16 protein-coding genes are annotated in these 17,947 nt (G+C 39.6%); 12 read left to right on the forward strand and 4 right to left on the reverse strand.

All coding sequences use genetic code 11. The features are described 5' to 3' along the window. Positions 1-5: 5 nt before the first annotated feature. Positions 6-1,552 (forward strand): IS3 family transposase gene (locus I6F48_RS20350; protein ID WP_197120193.1). Its coding sequence is split into 2 segments (ribosomal slippage): positions 6-465 and positions 465-1,552, totalling 1,548 coding nucleotides; the frame shifts between segments, so codons are not numbered across the junction. Positions 1,553-1,873: 321 nt separating this feature from the next. On the opposite strand, the gene zapE is transcribed toward I6F48_RS20350, so the two are convergent. Then, positions 1,874-2,983, reverse strand: coding sequence for a cell division protein ZapE (zapE, locus tag I6F48_RS20355; RefSeq protein ID WP_197120182.1), 1,110 nt, complete (start codon positions 2,981-2,983; stop codon positions 1,874-1,876). Between the two features lie 59 nt (positions 2,984-3,042). Here zapE and rsuA point away from each other — a divergent pair, with 59 nt between their 5' ends. From rsuA to I6F48_RS20370, 3 genes are all read left to right on the forward strand, one after another. Further along, positions 3,043-3,741 (forward strand): 16S rRNA pseudouridine(516) synthase RsuA, encoded by a 699-nt coding sequence (gene rsuA, locus I6F48_RS20360; RefSeq protein ID WP_197120183.1) that lies wholly within the window; start codon positions 3,043-3,045, stop codon positions 3,739-3,741. A gap of 120 nt (positions 3,742-3,861) precedes the next feature. Beyond that, positions 3,862-4,515 (forward strand): bifunctional tRNA pseudouridine(32) synthase/23S rRNA pseudouridine(746) synthase RluA, encoded by a 654-nt coding sequence (gene rluA, locus I6F48_RS20365; protein ID WP_197120184.1) that lies wholly within the window; start codon positions 3,862-3,864, stop codon positions 4,513-4,515. A gap of 92 nt (positions 4,516-4,607) precedes the next feature. Next, positions 4,608-5,558, forward strand: coding sequence for a DUF3530 family protein (locus I6F48_RS20370; protein ID WP_197120185.1), 951 nt, complete (start codon positions 4,608-4,610; stop codon positions 5,556-5,558). Here the strand turns inward: I6F48_RS20370 and djlA are convergent. Genes djlA through I6F48_RS20385 form a run of 3 tightly spaced genes read right to left on the reverse strand, consistent with a single transcriptional unit; the run spans position 5,541 to position 8,093 of the window. After that, positions 5,541-6,407, reverse strand: a complete 867-nt coding sequence (djlA, locus tag I6F48_RS20375) for a co-chaperone DjlA (protein ID WP_007585079.1) — start codon at positions 6,405-6,407, stop codon at positions 5,541-5,543. The genes I6F48_RS20370 and djlA overlap by 18 nt on opposite strands. 31 nt (positions 6,408-6,438) lie before the next feature. After that, positions 6,439-7,095, reverse strand: coding sequence for an N-acetylmuramate alpha-1-phosphate uridylyltransferase MurU (murU, locus tag I6F48_RS20380; protein ID WP_197120186.1), 657 nt, complete (start codon positions 7,093-7,095; stop codon positions 6,439-6,441). Continuing rightward, positions 7,092-8,093 (reverse strand): aminoglycoside phosphotransferase family protein, encoded by a 1,002-nt coding sequence (locus I6F48_RS20385; protein ID WP_197120187.1) that lies wholly within the window; start codon positions 8,091-8,093, stop codon positions 7,092-7,094. The genes murU and I6F48_RS20385 overlap by 4 nt, the downstream gene beginning before the upstream one ends. 111 nt (positions 8,094-8,204) lie before the next feature. Between I6F48_RS20385 and lptD the strand changes: the two genes are divergently transcribed. The 8 genes from lptD to I6F48_RS20425 all read left to right on the forward strand — a co-directional run. Then, positions 8,205-10,457 (forward strand): LPS assembly protein LptD, encoded by a 2,253-nt coding sequence (lptD, locus tag I6F48_RS20390; RefSeq protein ID WP_197120188.1) that lies wholly within the window; start codon positions 8,205-8,207, stop codon positions 10,455-10,457. A gap of 39 nt (positions 10,458-10,496) precedes the next feature. Continuing rightward, on the forward strand, positions 10,497-11,792 hold the full coding sequence (gene surA / locus I6F48_RS20395) for a peptidylprolyl isomerase SurA (protein WP_007585086.1): 1,296 nt from the start codon (positions 10,497-10,499) through the stop codon (positions 11,790-11,792). A 2-nt stretch (positions 11,793-11,794) separates the two neighbouring features. Then, positions 11,795-12,787 carry a 4-hydroxythreonine-4-phosphate dehydrogenase PdxA gene (gene pdxA / locus I6F48_RS20400; protein WP_197120189.1) on the forward strand — a complete coding sequence of 331 codons (993 nt, stop codon included), beginning with the start codon at positions 11,795-11,797 and terminating at the stop codon, positions 12,785-12,787. Next, positions 12,784-13,590: a 16S rRNA (adenine(1518)-N(6)/adenine(1519)-N(6))-dimethyltransferase RsmA gene (rsmA, locus tag I6F48_RS20405; RefSeq protein ID WP_007585090.1), complete on the forward strand. Its 807-nt coding sequence runs from the start codon at positions 12,784-12,786 to the stop codon at positions 13,588-13,590. The genes pdxA and rsmA overlap by 4 nt, the downstream gene beginning before the upstream one ends. Then, the gene (gene apaG / locus I6F48_RS20410) at positions 13,574-13,963 is read left to right on the forward strand and encodes a Co2+/Mg2+ efflux protein ApaG (protein ID WP_007585091.1); all 390 of its coding nucleotides are present in this window, start codon (positions 13,574-13,576) and stop codon (positions 13,961-13,963) included. Before rsmA ends, apaG begins: the two co-directional genes overlap by 17 nt. A gap of 8 nt (positions 13,964-13,971) precedes the next feature. Next, the gene (locus I6F48_RS20415) at positions 13,972-14,790 is read left to right on the forward strand and encodes a symmetrical bis(5'-nucleosyl)-tetraphosphatase (protein WP_197120190.1); all 819 of its coding nucleotides are present in this window, start codon (positions 13,972-13,974) and stop codon (positions 14,788-14,790) included. A 136-nt stretch (positions 14,791-14,926) separates the two neighbouring features. Further along, positions 14,927-16,942 (forward strand): methyl-accepting chemotaxis protein, encoded by a 2,016-nt coding sequence (locus tag I6F48_RS20420; protein WP_197120191.1) that lies wholly within the window; start codon positions 14,927-14,929, stop codon positions 16,940-16,942. A 611-nt stretch (positions 16,943-17,553) separates the two neighbouring features. Then, positions 17,554-17,947 (forward strand): REP-associated tyrosine transposase (locus I6F48_RS20425; protein ID WP_197120192.1); only part of this gene is annotated, 394 nt, incomplete at its 3' end.

The raw sequence follows: 17,947 nt of genomic DNA on the forward strand, positions 1-17,947 counted from the left end.
ATAAAATGAGACGTCGATTTACACAAGAATTTAAAGTTCAAGCTGTTGAAAAAGCATTATCTCAATGTGATGATGTTCGCCTAGAAGATATTGCGCTTGATTTAGGCATCGGTTATTCAACTTTACAACGATGGATCGCACTTGCTAAAAACCATGAACTTGAAACTAAAAATAATGGTAGTCACATGACAACAGAAAAACGCCCTCATGATTGGAGCTTAGAAGAAAGGCTTAACGCCATTATTGAATGTGCTAGTTTAAATGAAGCCGCTCTAAATGAATATTGCCGTGCTAAGGGGCTTTACCCACATCATATTAAACAATGGAAGCACGATTTTGCTAAAGGACCTTCAACGAAGCCCGTAAAATCAGACAGTAAACAGCTCAAACAAGAAATTAAGCAGCTTCAAAAAGAGCTTAATCGTAAAGACAAAGCGTTAGCAGAAACAGCCGCTTTACTTGTACTCAAAAAAAAAGCCGATGCGCTTTGGGGTTTCAACGAGGACGATTAACCAACTCGGCTGAACGTCGTGAATTGATAAAACTCATTACAGACGCGCAGAAATCAGGGGCAAGGCAAGAGAAAGCATGTGAGTTACTTGGTCTAACGGCAAGAACAATTCAACGCTGGATTGAAGCTGATGATATGACAGATAAGCGAACGAGTACGATAAAACGCCCCCCTAACAGGCTAACTGAATTAGAGCAACAGCGTATAATTAAGACTGTTAATTCAATAGAATACGGGAATTTACCACCTAGCAAGATAGTCCCTAAACTATTGGATAAGGGTGTGTGGATAGCATCAGAAAGCTCGTTTTATCGCGTTATGAAATCACATGAATTATTAACACACAGAGAAAAAGTTAAACCAAATAAAAAGATAAAAAAGCCAAAAGCGCTTAAGGCAACACGTGTAAACGAAATTTATACATGGGATATCACGTATTTGCCAACAGCTGTTAAAGGTCAGTTTTTATACTTATATTTAGTAATGGATATTTATAGTCGAAAAATAGTTGGTTGGCAGGTTCATGACACACAACTAAGCACACTGGCAGCTGATTTAATGGTAGATATTTGCAGACGAGAGCAGGTAAAGCCAGCGCAAGTCACGTTGCACTCGGATAATGGCAGTCCAATGAAAGGGGCAACGTTATTGGCTACATTGCAGGAGTTAGGTATTGTTCCTTCATTTAGCCGACCGTCGGTCAGTAATGATAACCCTTATTCGGAATCGTTATTTAAGACGTTAAAGTATCGCCCGGAATACCCTGAAAAAGCCTTCGAAGATATCGCGGGCGCAAGGAAATGGGTTAACGGGTTTGTAGATTGGTACAACGATGAGCACTTGCACAGCGGTATTAAATTTGTCACGCCAAACCAGCGCCATTTAGGATTAGATAAAGCGATACTAGCGAAACGTCATCGGGTAAATGAAATGGCGAAATTACATAATCCAAGTCGTTGGTCAGGAAAGTCGCGAGATTGGACAATGATCAATGAAGTAAATTTAAATCCAGAGAAAAAAGAAGAAGTGCGGGCGGCATAAAATTTAACTTGATGCGACAACTAACTTGAAAAACTCCGGTCTTCTCATTTACTCCTCATTTGCTTCTCTTTGTGCAATATGGTTTTAAGTGATTTATTCACAAAAAGGTTTAGAGGTCGCTGCGCTTTAGAGAAGTAAAAATACATAATTACTGTTGTTTTAATGTCTTCTCATTTACTCCTCTTTTGCTTCTCTTTGTGCAATAAGATTTTAAGTGATTTATTCGCAAGGATTTTAAGAGGCATTACGCTTTAGTAAGGCAATGAATAGCAATCAGCGCTTCTCACGTGAGCAAGCTCGTTTACAATATATTTTAAAGCGTTACCAATTTTGCATTTCGACTATGCGCGATTGCGTGCGTGCATATTCAAAGCTCAACTTTTTACCTTTATATAAATGTTCAATGTCGGTTTGCGCATTTATTACCAGCAATTTATGGCAATCGTAAAACTCATCTACTAAGGCAATAAAGCGACGTGCTTCGTCGTCAAAGGTGTGCTCATCAAGCGTTTGTTTTTCACGTTGATAACTATCTTCTATACCGTGAACAATAACTTTACCCGTTGCTTTAACCCCCATTTGCGGCACGTTTGTTACATATAGCACATCAAATTGCGTTGCTAAAAACATATAATCGTTAGCGCTACGAGGGCCTGAGCATAGCGCCATAAAATCAATCATCAAGGCATTATCTGCTTTTAATAAATAAGGTAAATCGCGGCCATGCACGCTAATTGTATTTCTATATGTTACCTCTGCATAAGAAGCTAAAAACTCATTTTCAAAATCATTATTAGGTAAATTAATAAAATAGTGACGACTGTTTTTTCCATATCTAAAACGGTGATCGTCCTCCCCTGCCACGTTAATTATATGGCAATGGCTATTAATTAAATCGATAGTAGGTAAAAATCTCGCTCGTTGCAGGCCGTTGTAATAAAGTTGCTCTGGCTTTGCGTTCGATGTGGCCACCAGCACAACACCTTGTTCAAACAAGGCATTGAACAATCTGGCCATAATCATGGCATCGCCAATGTCGCTCACAAAAAACTCGTCAAAACACAGTACGCGGATGTTTTTAGCCCACTGTTTTGCAATCAAAATAAGTGGATTTTTTTGACCTTGTAGCTGCGAAAGTTGGGCATGCACCTGCGCTATAAAATGATGAAAATGCAGCCGCTGCTTTTGATCAATAGGTAGGTTTTTATAAAATAAATCCATTAACATGGATTTACCACGCCCTACGGGTCCATATAAATAAATGCCTTTTATTAAGGGCGCTTTTTGCCACCATGATGTGTGAGCTTGAAGTTGCTCGCTTAATGTATTTAAAGCCTCCACTGCATTTTGCTGCGCAGCATCAAAACATAGTTCACCCGAGTTTATTTTTGCTTGGTAAAGGCTTAAAATTTGTGTGCTGTGCACTGTCATGGTATTTCACTATCGGCTATAATCGCGCCCATTGTAGCCGACTAAAAATGTGAACCAAAATGAAATTCCCTTGCCGCTTAGATAAATTTATTAGCCACTTAGCTGAAATACCGCGTACCCAAGCTCGCGCGAGTATTAAGCGAAAAGAAGTAAGCGTTAATGGCGAAGTAATCACATCACATAATTTTCAGCTAGCTCAGCAAGATGAAGTACTGTACCAAGGTACACCTTTGGTATTTTTAGGTAAGCGCTATTACATGCTTAATAAACCTGTTGGCTATGTATGTGCTAACAGTGACGAGCTACATAAAACTGTTTTTGACTTACTTGATGAGCCAAATATGAGTGACTTTCATGTAGCAGGTCGTCTTGATATAGATACCACAGGGTTAGTTATTATTACTAATGATGGCGATTGGTCACATAAAATTACGTCACCTAAAAGCAATAAATTTAAAACCTACCTCGTCGAAACCCAAGAGCCGATTACCGATGAAGCCCTTGAGCAATTACGAACAGGTGTCATGCTGCATAACGAAAAAGATTTAACCCGCCCAGCTATAGCAGAGAGACTTGCTAATTACGGCCTGCGTTTATCAATAAGTGAAGGTAAGTATCATCAAGTTAAGCGTATGCTTTACGCGGTAGATAACAAAGTAGTTGAGCTGCATCGCGAGCAGATTGCGGGAATTACCCTAGATGAAAACTTGGCCAGTGGTGAATATCGACTATTAACAGCGCAAGAAATTAAGTTATAAAAGTGCTTTAAAGGAGCTAAGGCTTGGATTATTAGTTAAAACAATATAGCCAAACTTTTACTTGAGCCTGTTGGCCTGCTCTACTAAAATAGCGACCTTCAAAATTTACTAAGGTCGGCCGTGTTAGTTAATTACAATCCCCCTATGAGTCCGTATTTAACGATACTTTTTCAGGATGACGACTTACTGATAGTTAATAAACCAAGTGAGTTATTAACTGTCCCAGGTAAAGATCCTAAACATGCCGACAGCTTAATTAATCGTGTTAATCGTGTTTTTCCAACAGCAAGAATAGTGCACCGCTTAGATATGGCGACTTCTGGCATACTGTGCCTTGCCATGAATAAAGCAGCGCACAGACATTTAAGTATGCAGTTTCAAGAGCGCGAAACAGCTAAACGTTACATAGCACGTGTATACGGACACCTTGAGGCTGAAACAGGATCAGTAGATTTACCCCTTATTTGTGATTGGCCTAATCGCCCAAAACAAATGGTTGATCACGACAGAGGTAAACCTTCGCTTACGCATTTCAAAATACTTGAGCGTGAAGACAATGCAACCCGTGTGGAGCTAACGCCTATCACTGGTCGCTCGCATCAGTTACGTGTACATATGTTAAGCCTTGGTCATCCTATTTTAGGTGATAGACTTTACGCCCACAAAGAGGCACTTGCTGCCGCTCCTCGCTTACAATTACATGCACAAATGCTGCAATTAAAGCACCCTGTAACTGAGCAAGTACTTACTTTTGAAGCCGAATTAGAGTTTTAGCAGGTTCAAATTTACTAGCTAATTCGCTCTATACATTAAACTTTTAGATAACCTTGCCGATACCTAACTAATTGTCATTAGTTAGGTGCGTTATGCTATTTCCACGGTTTTTAAAAGGGGCTTTTTATATACAGCTCAGCTGTGCCCTACTTTTAGCTAACCCCATCAGCGCAGCTGAACATATTGCTCCACCTAGCCTATCAAGTATTGAAAATAGCGATATTGAGCGACTACTTCCAAGCGATGAAATAAAGCCTATATTGGCGGGTGAAACAGAATTTTTAAGCCTTTACAGCGAGTATATGAGTAGTAATTTTAGAGGTATCGTAATACTTATACCCGACTGGCATTCTTCACCTACCAATAATTCAGGTATGAGCTACTTGCGCAAAGAGCTTAATAATTTAGGTTACAGCACCTACGCAATGACAGTACCCGACATTGACTGGCAAGCAAGTAAAATGGCCGAAGCAATGCCCAGCGAAGCCGAAGCTGCGCCTAGTAAAGCCGATGAACCTGCATCACCCGACACCGCAACAAGCGCACAATCACAGCCTGCAAAAATAAAAGAAGAACCTCATTACGTTAATGCAATTGAAAAAGTAACTGATGACGTGCTCGATAACTACAAAATAAATCTCATTTCTCGTTTTAATGCGCTGTATCAAACTGCAATGGAAGACTCGAGTAATATAGTGGTTATTGCACAAGGTACGAGTGCGGGTGTGTTGTTGGAGTACTATGCAGATTTTCCGGACGAGAGAGTTGAGGCGTTTATAAGTTTAAGTAGTTACCTGCCTAACACAAAGCGTAACGAAAGCTTGAGCCAAACGGCTTCACTTGTTACACCTGCCTTGCTTGATATTTACTATGCAAATGACAGCACAGACATTTTAATGAGCCTTAAAAATCGTCAGCGCTGGGTTGAGCGAAATGCAAAATTTGATTACCGCCAACGCCAGTTGTTTGGCTTGCGCGATCAACCCGATCAACACGCACGCCTAACAAAAGAAATAGACGGCTTTTTACGCCGACTTTTTTAAATACTCATAAGCAGCTTGAATATCTTGGCTCTTTTTAACAGCCAGTTCCATCATGTGTTTTGGTAAACCTTGCGATACTAATTTATCTGGATGATGTTGCGACATAAGTTTACGGTACGCTACTTTTATATCACGCTGCGTTGCATCGCTACTTAAGCCTAATAACGCCAATGCTTGCGCACGGTTCATATTATTATTTGGCGGTACATGGTGGCCAGAACCTTCACGGTAACTACTACTTTGACCTTGGTTTTGTTGCTGCTGATTAAAGCGCTGTTGTTGCTTTCTAAAGTTAAACTCAGCTTGGTAACGTTTTAATACAAATGCAAAGTGTGTTTTAGAAATGCCTAGCTGTTTACTTACTTCTGCTAATAGTTGCTTTTCTTGCTCGGCTAGCACGCCATCAGAAAATGCCATCTGAATTTGTATTTCTAAAAATAACTGTATTAAATCGTTTCGTTTAGCAAAGCGTTCTTTAAAATCGTGTACTGTTTCTTTAAGTGAAAAGTCACTCTCTTTACCTGATTGAAATGCATGCTGTGCTTCACGGCGTTCTTCGCCTTTTAAGCCCATTTCATCCATAAACAAGTTAGCCGCTTTTATATGTACTTCGCTAACTCGACCATTCGATTTAGCAATGTGCCCCATGACAGCAAAGCAGCTTGAAAAGAATAAAGCTTGGCGCTCGTGAACATCGTCACCACTAAATAAGCTAGAAAAGCCGCCTGCTTTATCAAAGTTATTTTTTAAGCTTTTATCAAATAAATGACCTAGGTATAAACCTAAAATGGCACCAAATATTTTGCCAAACATAAAGCCAAAACAAAAACCGAGAATTTTTCCCCACATCTATAATACTGCCTTTTTAAAAATTGAGTTATTACGCCTCAAGGCGCGTGTTTAATTGGTTTAAACGCTCTGGTGTACCAATATCATCCCACTGCCCTATATAGAGCTCAGTAGAGACTAAATGTTTATTTAGCTTTTCACGTAAAATAGGCCCTAAAGGGCGAATACCTTGCGTTAATCCTTTAAAAAAATCAGCCTGATACCGGCCAATCCCTGAAAATGTATATTTTTGGCTCTCGGCCGATAAATGGCTCAATGCAAAGTCGCCATCTGGATTGTGTGGCGGGTTTTCTATCAGCACTATGTGCGCCTCACCGGGTTGTAAATGAAGTTGCATAAGCGCACTTACATCATAATCGGTGTATACATCACCATTTATAACAATGAACGAGTCGCCTAGCAGTGGTAACGCTTCAATTATACCACCGGCAGTTTCAAGGCCACCTTCTACTTCTTGGCTGTAAAGTATGTTTACGCCAAACTGACTGCCATCGTTAAAGTAGTCTTTTATTTTATCACCTTGCCACGCAAGGTTTATTACAATATCGGTAATTCCGGCAGCTTTGAGGTTATTTATATGGTGCTCAATAAGTGGTTTTTCTGCCACTTTTAACATTGGCTTTGGCATATTTTGCGTTAGCGGCATCATACGTTGTCCGCGCCCTGCAGCTAAAATCATCGCTTTCATGAGCGCTCCTTTGCTAACTTTTCAGTCACTTTTGGCACTATGGTATTTTTAGTCCACTCACTTAATGCTTTAAGCTCTGGATAGTTTGCCGCTACTTCAATAATATAATCAAGCGTCGGTAAAATATTGTCTAAATAACCTGTTTTATCATCACGTAAATATAATCGACAAAATATTCCTGCCGCTTTTAAATGGCGCTGTAAGCCTGTTAAATCAAACCAATATTTAAATTCATCAAATGAAGTGTTAACCATTAAGTTTTGAGCTGTAAATTCTTGATAAGCAAAATCAAGCAAGCTTGTTAACTCTTTTTGAGGCAGTTTAAAGTAGCAATCGCGTAGTAGCGATACTAAATCGTAGCAAAGCGGCCCGCGTACAGCATCTTGATAATCTATAATTGCCCACTGGCCGTTACTATTCATAATATTACGGCTATGGTAATCGCGATGAACGGTAACAGTGGGTTGCTCAAGCATGGCCTTTATTAATAGCGCTGAACTTGTTTGCCACATTACGTTTTGCTCTGCGCTGAGTGACTCATTAATAAAATCATTCACTAACCACTGGTTAAATATATCAAGTTCTAGCTTTATAAAGTCTTCGTTATACGCTTGCATAGCAAAAGCTGGCGGCGTTTTTGCCCACTGAGCACTTAAACTAATTAATGCTTGATAGTGCTCGGTGCGGTTTGCATCATCGAGCATGTCGGCTAGGTGTGTACAGCCTAAATCGCTGAGAATAAAAAACCCTTGTTTTTCATCACTTGCAATAATAGTAGGAAGTAAAAAACCTTGTTCAGTAAATACCTTATTTAGCGAAATATAAGGGTCGTTATTCACTTTTTTTGGATCAGAATCCATCACTATTAAATGCTTATTATCGTGATTTAAACGGTAATAACGGCGAAAACTCGCATCACCCGTGATCGCGTTTAAAGTATGCGACTTAGCATTAAGGTGTGAGTTTATAAATTGTTGTAAATTCTCAAAGCGTGTCATTTTATAAGATATCTATTTTTCACTAAGTTAATTAGGTCAATTACTGTAATTGCCATTATTTTCCTTTATTATGTGTATATTATATTAAACACACAGTATTAAGGTCAATAAATGAGCAAAACCTGGGGCATATTGATGCTAAGCGTAGTTAGCGCACCATCGCTTGCCGAAACTGAACTGGCACACAACCTTTGTGGCATTTCAATGCAAACCAGAGCTTGGCAACCACTTGAAGGCCTTAACCTTGGTGAAGTTGATATTCAAGCTGATGATGTTGAGCTGCTTGGCACTCAAAGCGCTGAATTTACCGGCAATGTTGATATTAACACCCTTAAGATGAGTTTGTCCGCACAAACTGCGTTGATAGACAAACAGCGTGGTTTATTAAATGCAACGGGGCCAATTACTTATCAAGATTACGTGAGTAAAGTAAACAGCACCGGATTAAATGCCGATTTAAATAATTCAGAAGTCAGTTTATTAGGCGCCGACTACAGCCTAACCGAACAACAAGGTAAAGGCGGCGCTGAAAAGCTCACTGTTAATCAGTCTGGCCTATTACTCATGAATGCAAGCTTTACTACTTGCCCAAGTGACACCCCAGTATGGGAAATTGAGGCTGACGAAATAAACCTTTCACGCGAAGAAGGCTGGGGCGAAACATATAACGCCGTATTACGCATTCTCGATACACCGGTTTTATACCTACCTTATTTTACATTCCCACTGGATGAGCGCCGTAAATCAGGTTTACTTACCCCGACTATTTCAAGCTCTGACAAATACGGTCTTGAAACAATTACGCCGTATTATTTAAATATTGCACCTAATTTTGATGCCACTATTACGCCTCGTTATATGTCTAACAAAGGGCTGCAATTACAAACCGAATTTAGATACTTAACAGAGCAACATGAAGGCTTAGTAGGAATTGAATATTTAGATAGTGATGATTCTGAGCCAGACTTAAATGAACGCTATATGTTTCATTGGCAACAGCAAAGTTATCTGGGTGAAAACTGGCGCGCAAACGTTGATGTAACCAATGTAAGCGATGATAACTACATCACCGATTTAAGCTCAAATTACGCAAGTAAAACCGATACACAGCTGTATCGTACTGGCTCACTTACTCATTTGGGTGATACATGGCGCACCGATATTAAAGTACAAAACTTTGAAGTATTGGGCGATCACTTAGAGTCATATACTGCAATACCACAAGTTAATTTTACGCAAACTGCGCCTTGGCGTTTTGATAATTTTGATTTTAGTGTGTCGGGCGAAATTAGCCATTTTACTAATGATTCATCAGAAGTGGCCATAGACAGCGCAACTCGTGTACACGTAGAGCCAAAAGCCCGCTACAACTACGCAACGCATGCGTGGTCATTTTTATCTGAAGTGAGCTTATTGCAAACTAATTATAAGCAAAACGGAAACTTAACAGGCACGCAATACAGCGATACTGTATCGCGTACTATTCCTAAAGTACGTTTGTATTCTCAGCTTAATTTTGAGCGTGACGCATCTTACTTTTTTGAAGATGCTATACAAACGCTAGAGCCGCAAATTCAATATTTATATACACCTAATAAAGACCAGTCAGACATTGGCTTGTTTGATACAACCAAGCTACAAGACGATTATTATGGTTTATTTAGAGACGTGCGCTTTTCAGGTGTTGACCGCATAGCAGCAGCGAATCAGTTTACTTTAGGTGCTACAACGCGCCTATTTGATAAAAAACAAGAAGAAGTATTTAATTTTAGTGCCGGCCAAATATTTTATTTAAGTGATGACGCCAAGCCAACAGAGCAAGGATTGAACTCAGACACTAATTATAATGCACTATTTGCAGCTCAAACCATGTTACATTGGCACCGCCGTTGGTACCTCGCTGGAGGTATTCAATACGATACAGATGGCAAGCAAATGGTACAGTCAAATGTAACACTTGATTATAAAGGTGATAATAATCAGCTAGTACAATTGAACCATCGCTATGCAAATGATGTCTCAGGAAATACAATCGAGCAAGCAGGTGTATTTACAAGTATTCCTATTAGCGACGAATGGCAATTTATTGCAAGCTATCATCGAGATCTTGAAAACAACAGAAGTATCGAAGTATTGAGCGGATTACAGTATGAATCATGCTGTTGGGCTATCCAAATTACTGGGCACCGCCAAATTGAAACAGATTTAAATCAATCAATAGGCCAAGAACAAGCAACTTTTGATTCAGGTATTAGTTTGAATTTTGTATTAAAAGGACTTGGCAGTAAAAGCCGTTATGATGCACAAAAATTATTACAACAAGGTATTTTTGGCTATCGTAGACCGTATTTTCTTAGTAACTAGTATCACAACAGTACTATCAGCAAGAGTAGTAAAAAGAATATGAATTTAAAAAAATTATTAACATCAGCAGTTTTAAGTGCCAGCCTTTGTCAAAGTGCAATGGCCGCACCAGTAGAAATAGATAAAGTTATTGGCGTTGTAAACCAAGGCGTAATTTTAAAAAGCGAAGTAGACACCATTATTAATCGTGTTAAAAAGCAAGCCGAAGAACAAAACCAGCAATTACCAAAAGATGAAACTCTTCGTGTACAAGCTGTTGAGCGTTTAGTTAATCAAGCCCTTATGATACAAATGGCTGAACGTATGGGGTTACAAATCTCAGACAGCCAACTTGATCAAACTCTTGCAAGCATGGCACAAGAGCAAGGCGGTACAATTGCCGATTTACGCCGTACTATTGAAGGTTCGGGCGAAAGCTTTCAAGCTTACCGTGAAGAAATTCGTAAAGAAATAACAACGCAGCAAGTAACACGTGCAAGTGTTGATCGTCGTATTTATATTAGCGAGCAAGAAGTTGATAACCTTTTAAAAATTATGGAAACCCAAGGTCAAAGTGCTGAAGAGTACGACATTGGTCATATTTTAATAGATATCCCTAACGATGCGAACGCTGACGAAATTGCTGGCGCAAAAACACGCGCAGATAAAGTTATTGAGCTATTAAACGATGGCCAAGAATTTAAGCGTATTGCTATTTCATCATCAAGCGGCTCTAAAGCACTTGAAGGTGGACAGCTTGGTTACATGGGCATTAACGAAATGCCATCGCTTTTTGCTGAAGCAGTAAAAGGCCAAAAGAAAGGCGCTATTGTTGGCCCACTTCGCTCTGGTGCTGGTTTTCATATCATTAAAGTACAAGATGTTCGTGGCCTACAAGTTGTAGAAACAACTGAAGTGCGTTCACGCCATATACTAATTAAACCTTCAATTATTTTAAGTGAAGAAAAAGCACGCTCAATGCTTGCTGGTTTTGCAAAAGACTTACGCGCAGGAACTGCTGACTTTGGAAAGTTAGCTAAAGAGTACTCAGAAGATCCAGGCTCTGCACTTAAAGGTGGCGAGTACGATTGGACAGATCCAACTACCTACGTACCTGCGTTTAAAGATACATTGCTTTCTCTTAAGCAAGACGAAATAAGCGAACCGTTTAGAACACAGTTTGGTTGGCACATTGTGCAGTTACTTGGTAAACGTGTAGCTGATAAAACTGAGCTAGCTAAACGTAACCGTGCTCACGGTATGTTGTTTAACCGTAAATTTAAGGAAGAAAGTTTTAACTGGCAGCAAGAAATGCGCGAGCAAGCTCACGTTGAAATTTTCACAGCAGACCAATAAATATGACCTTAAGAATTGCTATTACACCGGGTGAACCCGCTGGTATTGGCCCAGATTTGCTACTCACGCTTGCTCAGCAAGCGTGGGATGTTCAACTTATAGCGATTGCCGATGGCAAACTATTAAAAGAGCGTGCAAAACATTTAGGCTTAACAATAAACTTAATTAAATTTGATGATAACGCACCAGCAAAAGCAGCACCTGCTGGCAGCTTGTATATTCATCAGGTTGATTTAGGGGTTGATGTAGAACTTGGCGTACTAAACGACGGTAACGGACAATACGTGTTAGATACCTTGCGTATAGCAAGCGAAAAAAACATGGATGGCACCTTCGATGCAGTTGTTACAGGCCCGGTTCACAAAGGCATAATTAACAAAGCAGGTATTTCGTTTAGTGGGCACACTGAGTATTTTGCGCAGCAATCAAATACTGCTGATGTAGTTATGATGCTTGCAACAGAGGGCTTACGCGTTGCACTTGTAACCACTCATATTCCACTGGCGTATGTATCGCGTGCCATTACACCTGAGCGTTTAACTAAAGTAGCGGGTATTTTAAATCACGACTTACAAACTAAGTTTGGTATAGAAAAACCACGTATTTTAGTGTGTGGCTTAAATCCGCATGCCGGTGAAGATGGCCATTTAGGTCGAGAAGAAATAGAAACAATCACGCCAACGCTTGAGATACTTAGAAGCGAAGGTATGAATTTAATTGGCCCACTACCGGCCGATACCTTATTTCAAGATAAATACCTATCTGAAGCAGATGCAGTGCTTGCTATGTATCACGATCAGGGATTACCTGTGCTAAAATACAAGGGATTTGGTAAATCGGTAAATATTACCCTTGGCTTACCATTTATCCGCACTTCAGTTGACCACGGTACTGCACTCGATTTAGCAGGGACTGGTACAGCTGACGTTGGCAGTTTTGAATTAGCGATCCGCGAAGCAATTAAGCTCGCCCAAGAAAAAGCACAAAATCAATGACCGATAAAGTACATTTAGGACACCGCGCTCGTAAGCGTTTTGGGCAAAACTTTTTATTTGATGAATCTATCATCGACAAAATAGTCTCTGCGATCGATCCTAAACCAGAAGACAACCTAGTAGAAATTGGCCCCGGCCTTGGCGCAATTACTGAGCCAGTAGCCGAATTAAGCGGCCATTTAACGGTTGTTGAATTAGATAAAGATTTAGCGCAACGATTAATTGAACACCCATTTTTGGGTCCTAAATTAACCGTTAACCAAGGCGATGCAATGACGTTTGACTTTGCAAGCTTGGTTCGCGATGACAAAAAATTAAAAGTGTTTGGTAATCTACCTTACAATATTTCGACACCGTTATTGTTTCATCTTTTTGAATTTTCAGATCATATTGAGCACATGCACTTTATGCTTCAAAAAGAAGTAGTAAAACGCATGGTAGCAGGCCCAGGTAGTAAAACATTTGGCCGTTTAAGCGTGATGACTCAATACTACTGTAATGCAATGCCGGTTGTTGAAGTACCACCTGAGTGCTTTAAACCAGCGCCAAAAGTTGACTCTGCGGTTATACGTTTAATACCTAAAAAGCCAGAGCAACGTACAGCAAAAAGCGTTAAAATATTAAACACAGTGTGTTTAGAAGCCTTTAATCAACGCCGTAAAACACTGCGTAACAGTTTAGGTAATTTACTAACTGCAGAAGAGCTTACTAGCATTGGCATTGATATAACGCTGCGTGCTGAGCGCTTATCTTTACAACAATTTATTGATATAGCTAACTGGATTTATGACAACAAGCAGTAATATTGGATCGCCTGTAAAGGTGTCTGTAGAAACATTTTACGTAGAAGGCCAATCTCAACCTGAGCTTGAAAAATACGTATTTGCTTACTCAGTAACGATTAAAAACCATAGTTTATGTAGTGCAAAATTACTGAGCCGCTATTGGTTAATTACCGATGCAAATGGCAAAGAAGTAGTAGTAGAAGGTGAAGGCGTTGTTGGCGAAATGCCAGACATTGGCCCAGGCGAAAGCTATAAATACACCAGCGGTGCAATTTTAGATACACCTGTAGGCACTATGCAAGGCCATTACACGTTACGCAACGAATTTGGCTCTGAGTTTCAGGCGCCTATTAATGTGTTTCGTTTGGCTTGCCCTAACATTTTGCATTAAGCACTTAAATGGCAGATTATGCGATAGGTGATTTACAAGGGTGTTTTAGTGAATTTAACACCCTTTTACAACGTGTTGATTTTAACCCAAGCAAAGATCACCTTTATTTAGTTGGCGACATAGTTGCCCGCGGGCCAGACTCCCTAGCCTGCTTAGACTACATTTATCAACATCAAAATAGCATGACCATCACTTTAGGCAATCACGACCTTCACATGGTTGCCTGCTACTTTCTTAACAAACCTACCAACCCAAAAGATAAACTAAACCCAATATTTGAAAGCCCAAAATTAGCGCGTTACATCGCCTTTTTACAAACCCAATCATTGGCCTTAGAGCTTATAAAACATAACTGCTTTATATCTCATGCCGGATTAAACCCCGACTGGTCTATTGACTATGCGCTAAAACAAGCACAATTTGCACAAAGCTGTTATCAATCAAACAATGCTAAAGCGTTTTTTGAACACATGTATCAGCCTCACCCGGAGCAGTGGTCAAGCAATCTTGATGACTTTGCAAAATTTAGATACATAGTTAATTATTTTACCCGCATGCGCTTTTTAACAAGTGATAACACACTCGAGCTTAATGCAAAGGGTGCAATAACCGATAGCCAAACATTAACACCGTGGTTTAACCATCCTAATATTGCTAAAACTAAACGCGATATTATTTTTGGCCACTGGGCCGCGCTTGAAGGTAGGACAGGTAATCCAAGAGTTCACGCCTTAGATACAGGCTGTGTATGGGGTAACACCATGACCCTAATGGAGCTAAGTACTAAAAAAGTAATTGTCGAAAAATCCCACCTTTCGTCTAAATAAACTGAAAAAAAACAATACATCTGTTAGATTTATCAATTAATAGTTAAAATTAGTTAAAGTAATTGATTTTAATTACTTAACTTATTGGTACAAACGCCGATAAGTCTTAATTGAAGTACTTTTGAGTGGAAATCTTATGAACCTGACAGTAAGCCAACGTATTTGGGGTGGTTTTATATTTATCACACTATTATTATTAATAATTGGTGGTAACTCCTTAATAAAAATTGCAAATATTGACCGTTCTACTCAAAAAGTGAACCAACTATCACTTCCGGCACTAAATAAAAGCTCAGAACTACAAGCCGAATTTATTTTAATGAGTAAAGCCGCTCAAGCGAGCTTTTACACTACTTCTGCAAATGAACTAGCCCCCATTAAAAAACAAGTTCTTGAGCAAAAGCAGTTATTCAATACCCTTCATCGCGAACTTCAAGACGTAGTAAAAAATGATGCAACGCTTAATCAAAGTAGCCAAAATGTAGAAAAAACCTACTTAAGCTTTTTAAGCACAGTTGAAAGCTTGTTAGAAGATAAAAGCAAACAGCTAGCATTAAACAAAACATTAAAAGCACAATTAGAAAATATAGAGCTAAGTGCAGAAGATGCCAATTCTGTTGTACTCGATATTATTGACATTGATGGGTTTGAGCAAAACCACCCTCGTGCTTACCAAGCTGCAAACAATTTAGAAAATAACTTTATGTCAGTGGTAAGTAACAGCACTGATATGCTAACCGTTAAAACGCTTAATACTCTCGACATTGTTAAAAACGAGCAAACCTATTACCTAGAAGAAGTAACGCGTACCATTGCCTTAATTAAACCGGCTATAGAGCAAACTCACAGCGATTTATACTCAAGCTTAAAAGAAAATGTTGATACCTTAGAAAGCAATATCAAAGGTAGTAGTGGTTTAGCTGCAAACAAAAAACGATTAATTGATTCGATTACCCTAACAGAATCTGAGCTTGCCCAGTCAGAGCAAGCCACCAAAATGGCACTTAACCAAATTGACGAGTTAGTTAATCAAGCAAGTGACGTTGCCTTTAAATTACAGCAAGGCGTACGCAGCGACGTAGACTCAGCAAACTTATGGACGTGGGTTGGTATGATTATAGCCACTCTTTTAGCTGTAGCGATTGCTATTATTACTGTTAGCCGTATTACTAAACCACTTGCTGAAGTTAACCGAATTTTAGATATTGTTGCCAGTGGCGACATGACACAACGCTTAGACGACAGCGCTAAAGACGAATTTGGCGAACTATCTAAAAGTTGTAACACCTTAATTGATAACTTACGCAGCCTAATTAAAGGCATTATTTCGCGCTCTACTCAGCTAGCAGCAGCATCAGAGCAAACATCTGCAATAACAGCGGAATCAAGCCAAGCAATTCGTAACCAGCAAGCACAAGTTGAACAAGCCGCCACTGCAACAACCGAAATGAGCAGTACATCGCAAACGGTTAGCAACAGCGCTCAACAAGCACTTAGCGAAATTAAAAATGCTGATAAAGAAGCTGAGCGTGTTAAAGGTATTTCGAATAACAATAAAGCCACGATTGAGCAATTAGCACGTGAAGTAGACGACGCCTCACAAGTAATTAATAAACTACATCAAGATAGCGCATCAATTGGCAGCATATTAGATGTAATACGCGGAATAGCGGATCAAACTAACTTACTTGCATTAAATGCCGCAATTGAAGCTGCACGTGCTGGTGAATACGGCCGAGGCTTTGCTGTTGTGGCAGATGAAGTACGCTCTCTGGCGAGTAAAACTCAAGAGTCGACCCAAGAGATACAATCAATGATTGAGTCGCTACAAACAGGCGCTGAAGCTGCCGTAACAGCAATGAGTAAAGGTAAGCAACGTGCGGTATCGTGTGTTGAGCAAACCGACCTAGCAAGTAGCGCACTTGATTCAATTACATTTGCGGTTTCGCAAGCTCACGACGTAAGTGAAGAAATTTCGACTGCGGCACTTGAGCAACAACAAGTAGCACAAGAAATTAGCGAACGCCTTGAGTCGATTGTAGCCATCGCAGAGCAAACAGCCGAAGGCGCAAACCAAACTAATATCTCAAGCTCAGAAGTAGCCAAACTTGCCGAAGAGCTTCGCTTGTCGGTAGACGAATTTAAAGTTTAGGTTTACTAAAACGATTAAAAAACCCCGATGGTACTATGTACCATCGGGGTTTTTATTTATCAGGACTTTAAAAGTGAGATGTAAAACTTTACCGGTAACATACACACACCCTATCGATGCGAATTTACTTCGCGCTCATCTAACCTAACTTTACCAAAGCGAGGTATAAAACCTCACCTACAATATATGTACACCCTATCGATACGAATTTACTTCGCGCTCATCTAATCCAACTTTACCAAAGCGAGTTATAAAACCTCACCTACAATATATGCCACCTGTAGGTGCGAATTTACTTCACGCTCATGCAATACAACTTCACCAAATCGAGTTGTAAAACCTCACCTACAATATATGCACCCTGTAGGTGCGAATTTACTTCGCGCTCATCTAACTTAACTTTATCAAAAGCGAGGTATTAAACCTCACCTACGATATATGCCACCTGTAGGTGCGAATTTACTTCGCGCTCATCTAACCTAACGTTACCAAAGCGAGGTAATAAAACCTCACCTACAACATACACACCCTGTAGGTGCGAATTTACCTCGCGCTCTCTTATTTTAAAAACCTCTGCTACCTTTAATAAAAAGTACTGAAGGACTGTAAAAATGTATCGTTCTGATTTATTGCGAAAGGGCAGAGTATCATTAACAAATCGATTTTACTCAATCACACTGGTGGCGCACAAAAGAGAAAACATATTTATTTCTATGGATATTAATCGTTTGATAATCAAAGAAATGAAAAAGATAGAAACGCAAGAAGCAGCTAAAACAATAGCATTTGTAATTATGCCAAATCATATACATTGGCTAATTCAATTAGGAAATAAAAAAGCGCTGTCCGATGTAATTAAGTTATTTAAAGGCCGTTGCTCTAATGTAACCCGTGACGATTTAGGTATGTATAAATTATGGCAACGTAACTACTATGATCACATGATTAGAAATGAAAATGATTTACTGAACAATGCTAGATATATTATTGCTAATCCTTTGCGGG

Origin of the sequence: Pseudoalteromonas sp. SWYJ118 (assembly GCF_015864505.1) — a bacterium.
Lineage (GTDB): Bacteria > Pseudomonadota > Gammaproteobacteria > Enterobacterales > Alteromonadaceae > Pseudoalteromonas > Pseudoalteromonas arctica.

Coding starts and splice junctions, on each gene's coding strand:
- zapE (WP_197120182.1), bottom strand. CDS start 2,983: ATGACAGTGCACAGCACACAAATTTTAAGCCTTTACCAAGCAAAAATA.
- rsuA (WP_197120183.1), top strand. CDS start 3,043: ATGAAATTCCCTTGCCGCTTAGATAAATTTATTAGCCACTTAGCTGAA.
- I6F48_RS20370 (WP_197120185.1), top strand. CDS start 4,608: ATGCTATTTCCACGGTTTTTAAAAGGGGCTTTTTATATACAGCTCAGC.
- djlA (WP_007585079.1), bottom strand. CDS start 6,407: ATGTGGGGAAAAATTCTCGGTTTTTGTTTTGGCTTTATGTTTGGCAAA.
- murU (WP_197120186.1), bottom strand. CDS start 7,095: ATGAAAGCGATGATTTTAGCTGCAGGGCGCGGACAACGTATGATGCCG.
- I6F48_RS20385 (WP_197120187.1), bottom strand. CDS start 8,093: ATGACACGCTTTGAGAATTTACAACAATTTATAAACTCACACCTTAAT.
- lptD (WP_197120188.1), top strand. CDS start 8,205: ATGAGCAAAACCTGGGGCATATTGATGCTAAGCGTAGTTAGCGCACCA.
- surA (WP_007585086.1), top strand. CDS start 10,497: ATGAATTTAAAAAAATTATTAACATCAGCAGTTTTAAGTGCCAGCCTT.
- pdxA (WP_197120189.1), top strand. CDS start 11,795: ATGACCTTAAGAATTGCTATTACACCGGGTGAACCCGCTGGTATTGGC.
- rsmA (WP_007585090.1), top strand. CDS start 12,784: ATGACCGATAAAGTACATTTAGGACACCGCGCTCGTAAGCGTTTTGGG.
- apaG (WP_007585091.1), top strand. CDS start 13,574: ATGACAACAAGCAGTAATATTGGATCGCCTGTAAAGGTGTCTGTAGAA.
- I6F48_RS20415 (WP_197120190.1), top strand. CDS start 13,972: ATGGCAGATTATGCGATAGGTGATTTACAAGGGTGTTTTAGTGAATTT.
- I6F48_RS20420 (WP_197120191.1), top strand. CDS start 14,927: ATGAACCTGACAGTAAGCCAACGTATTTGGGGTGGTTTTATATTTATC.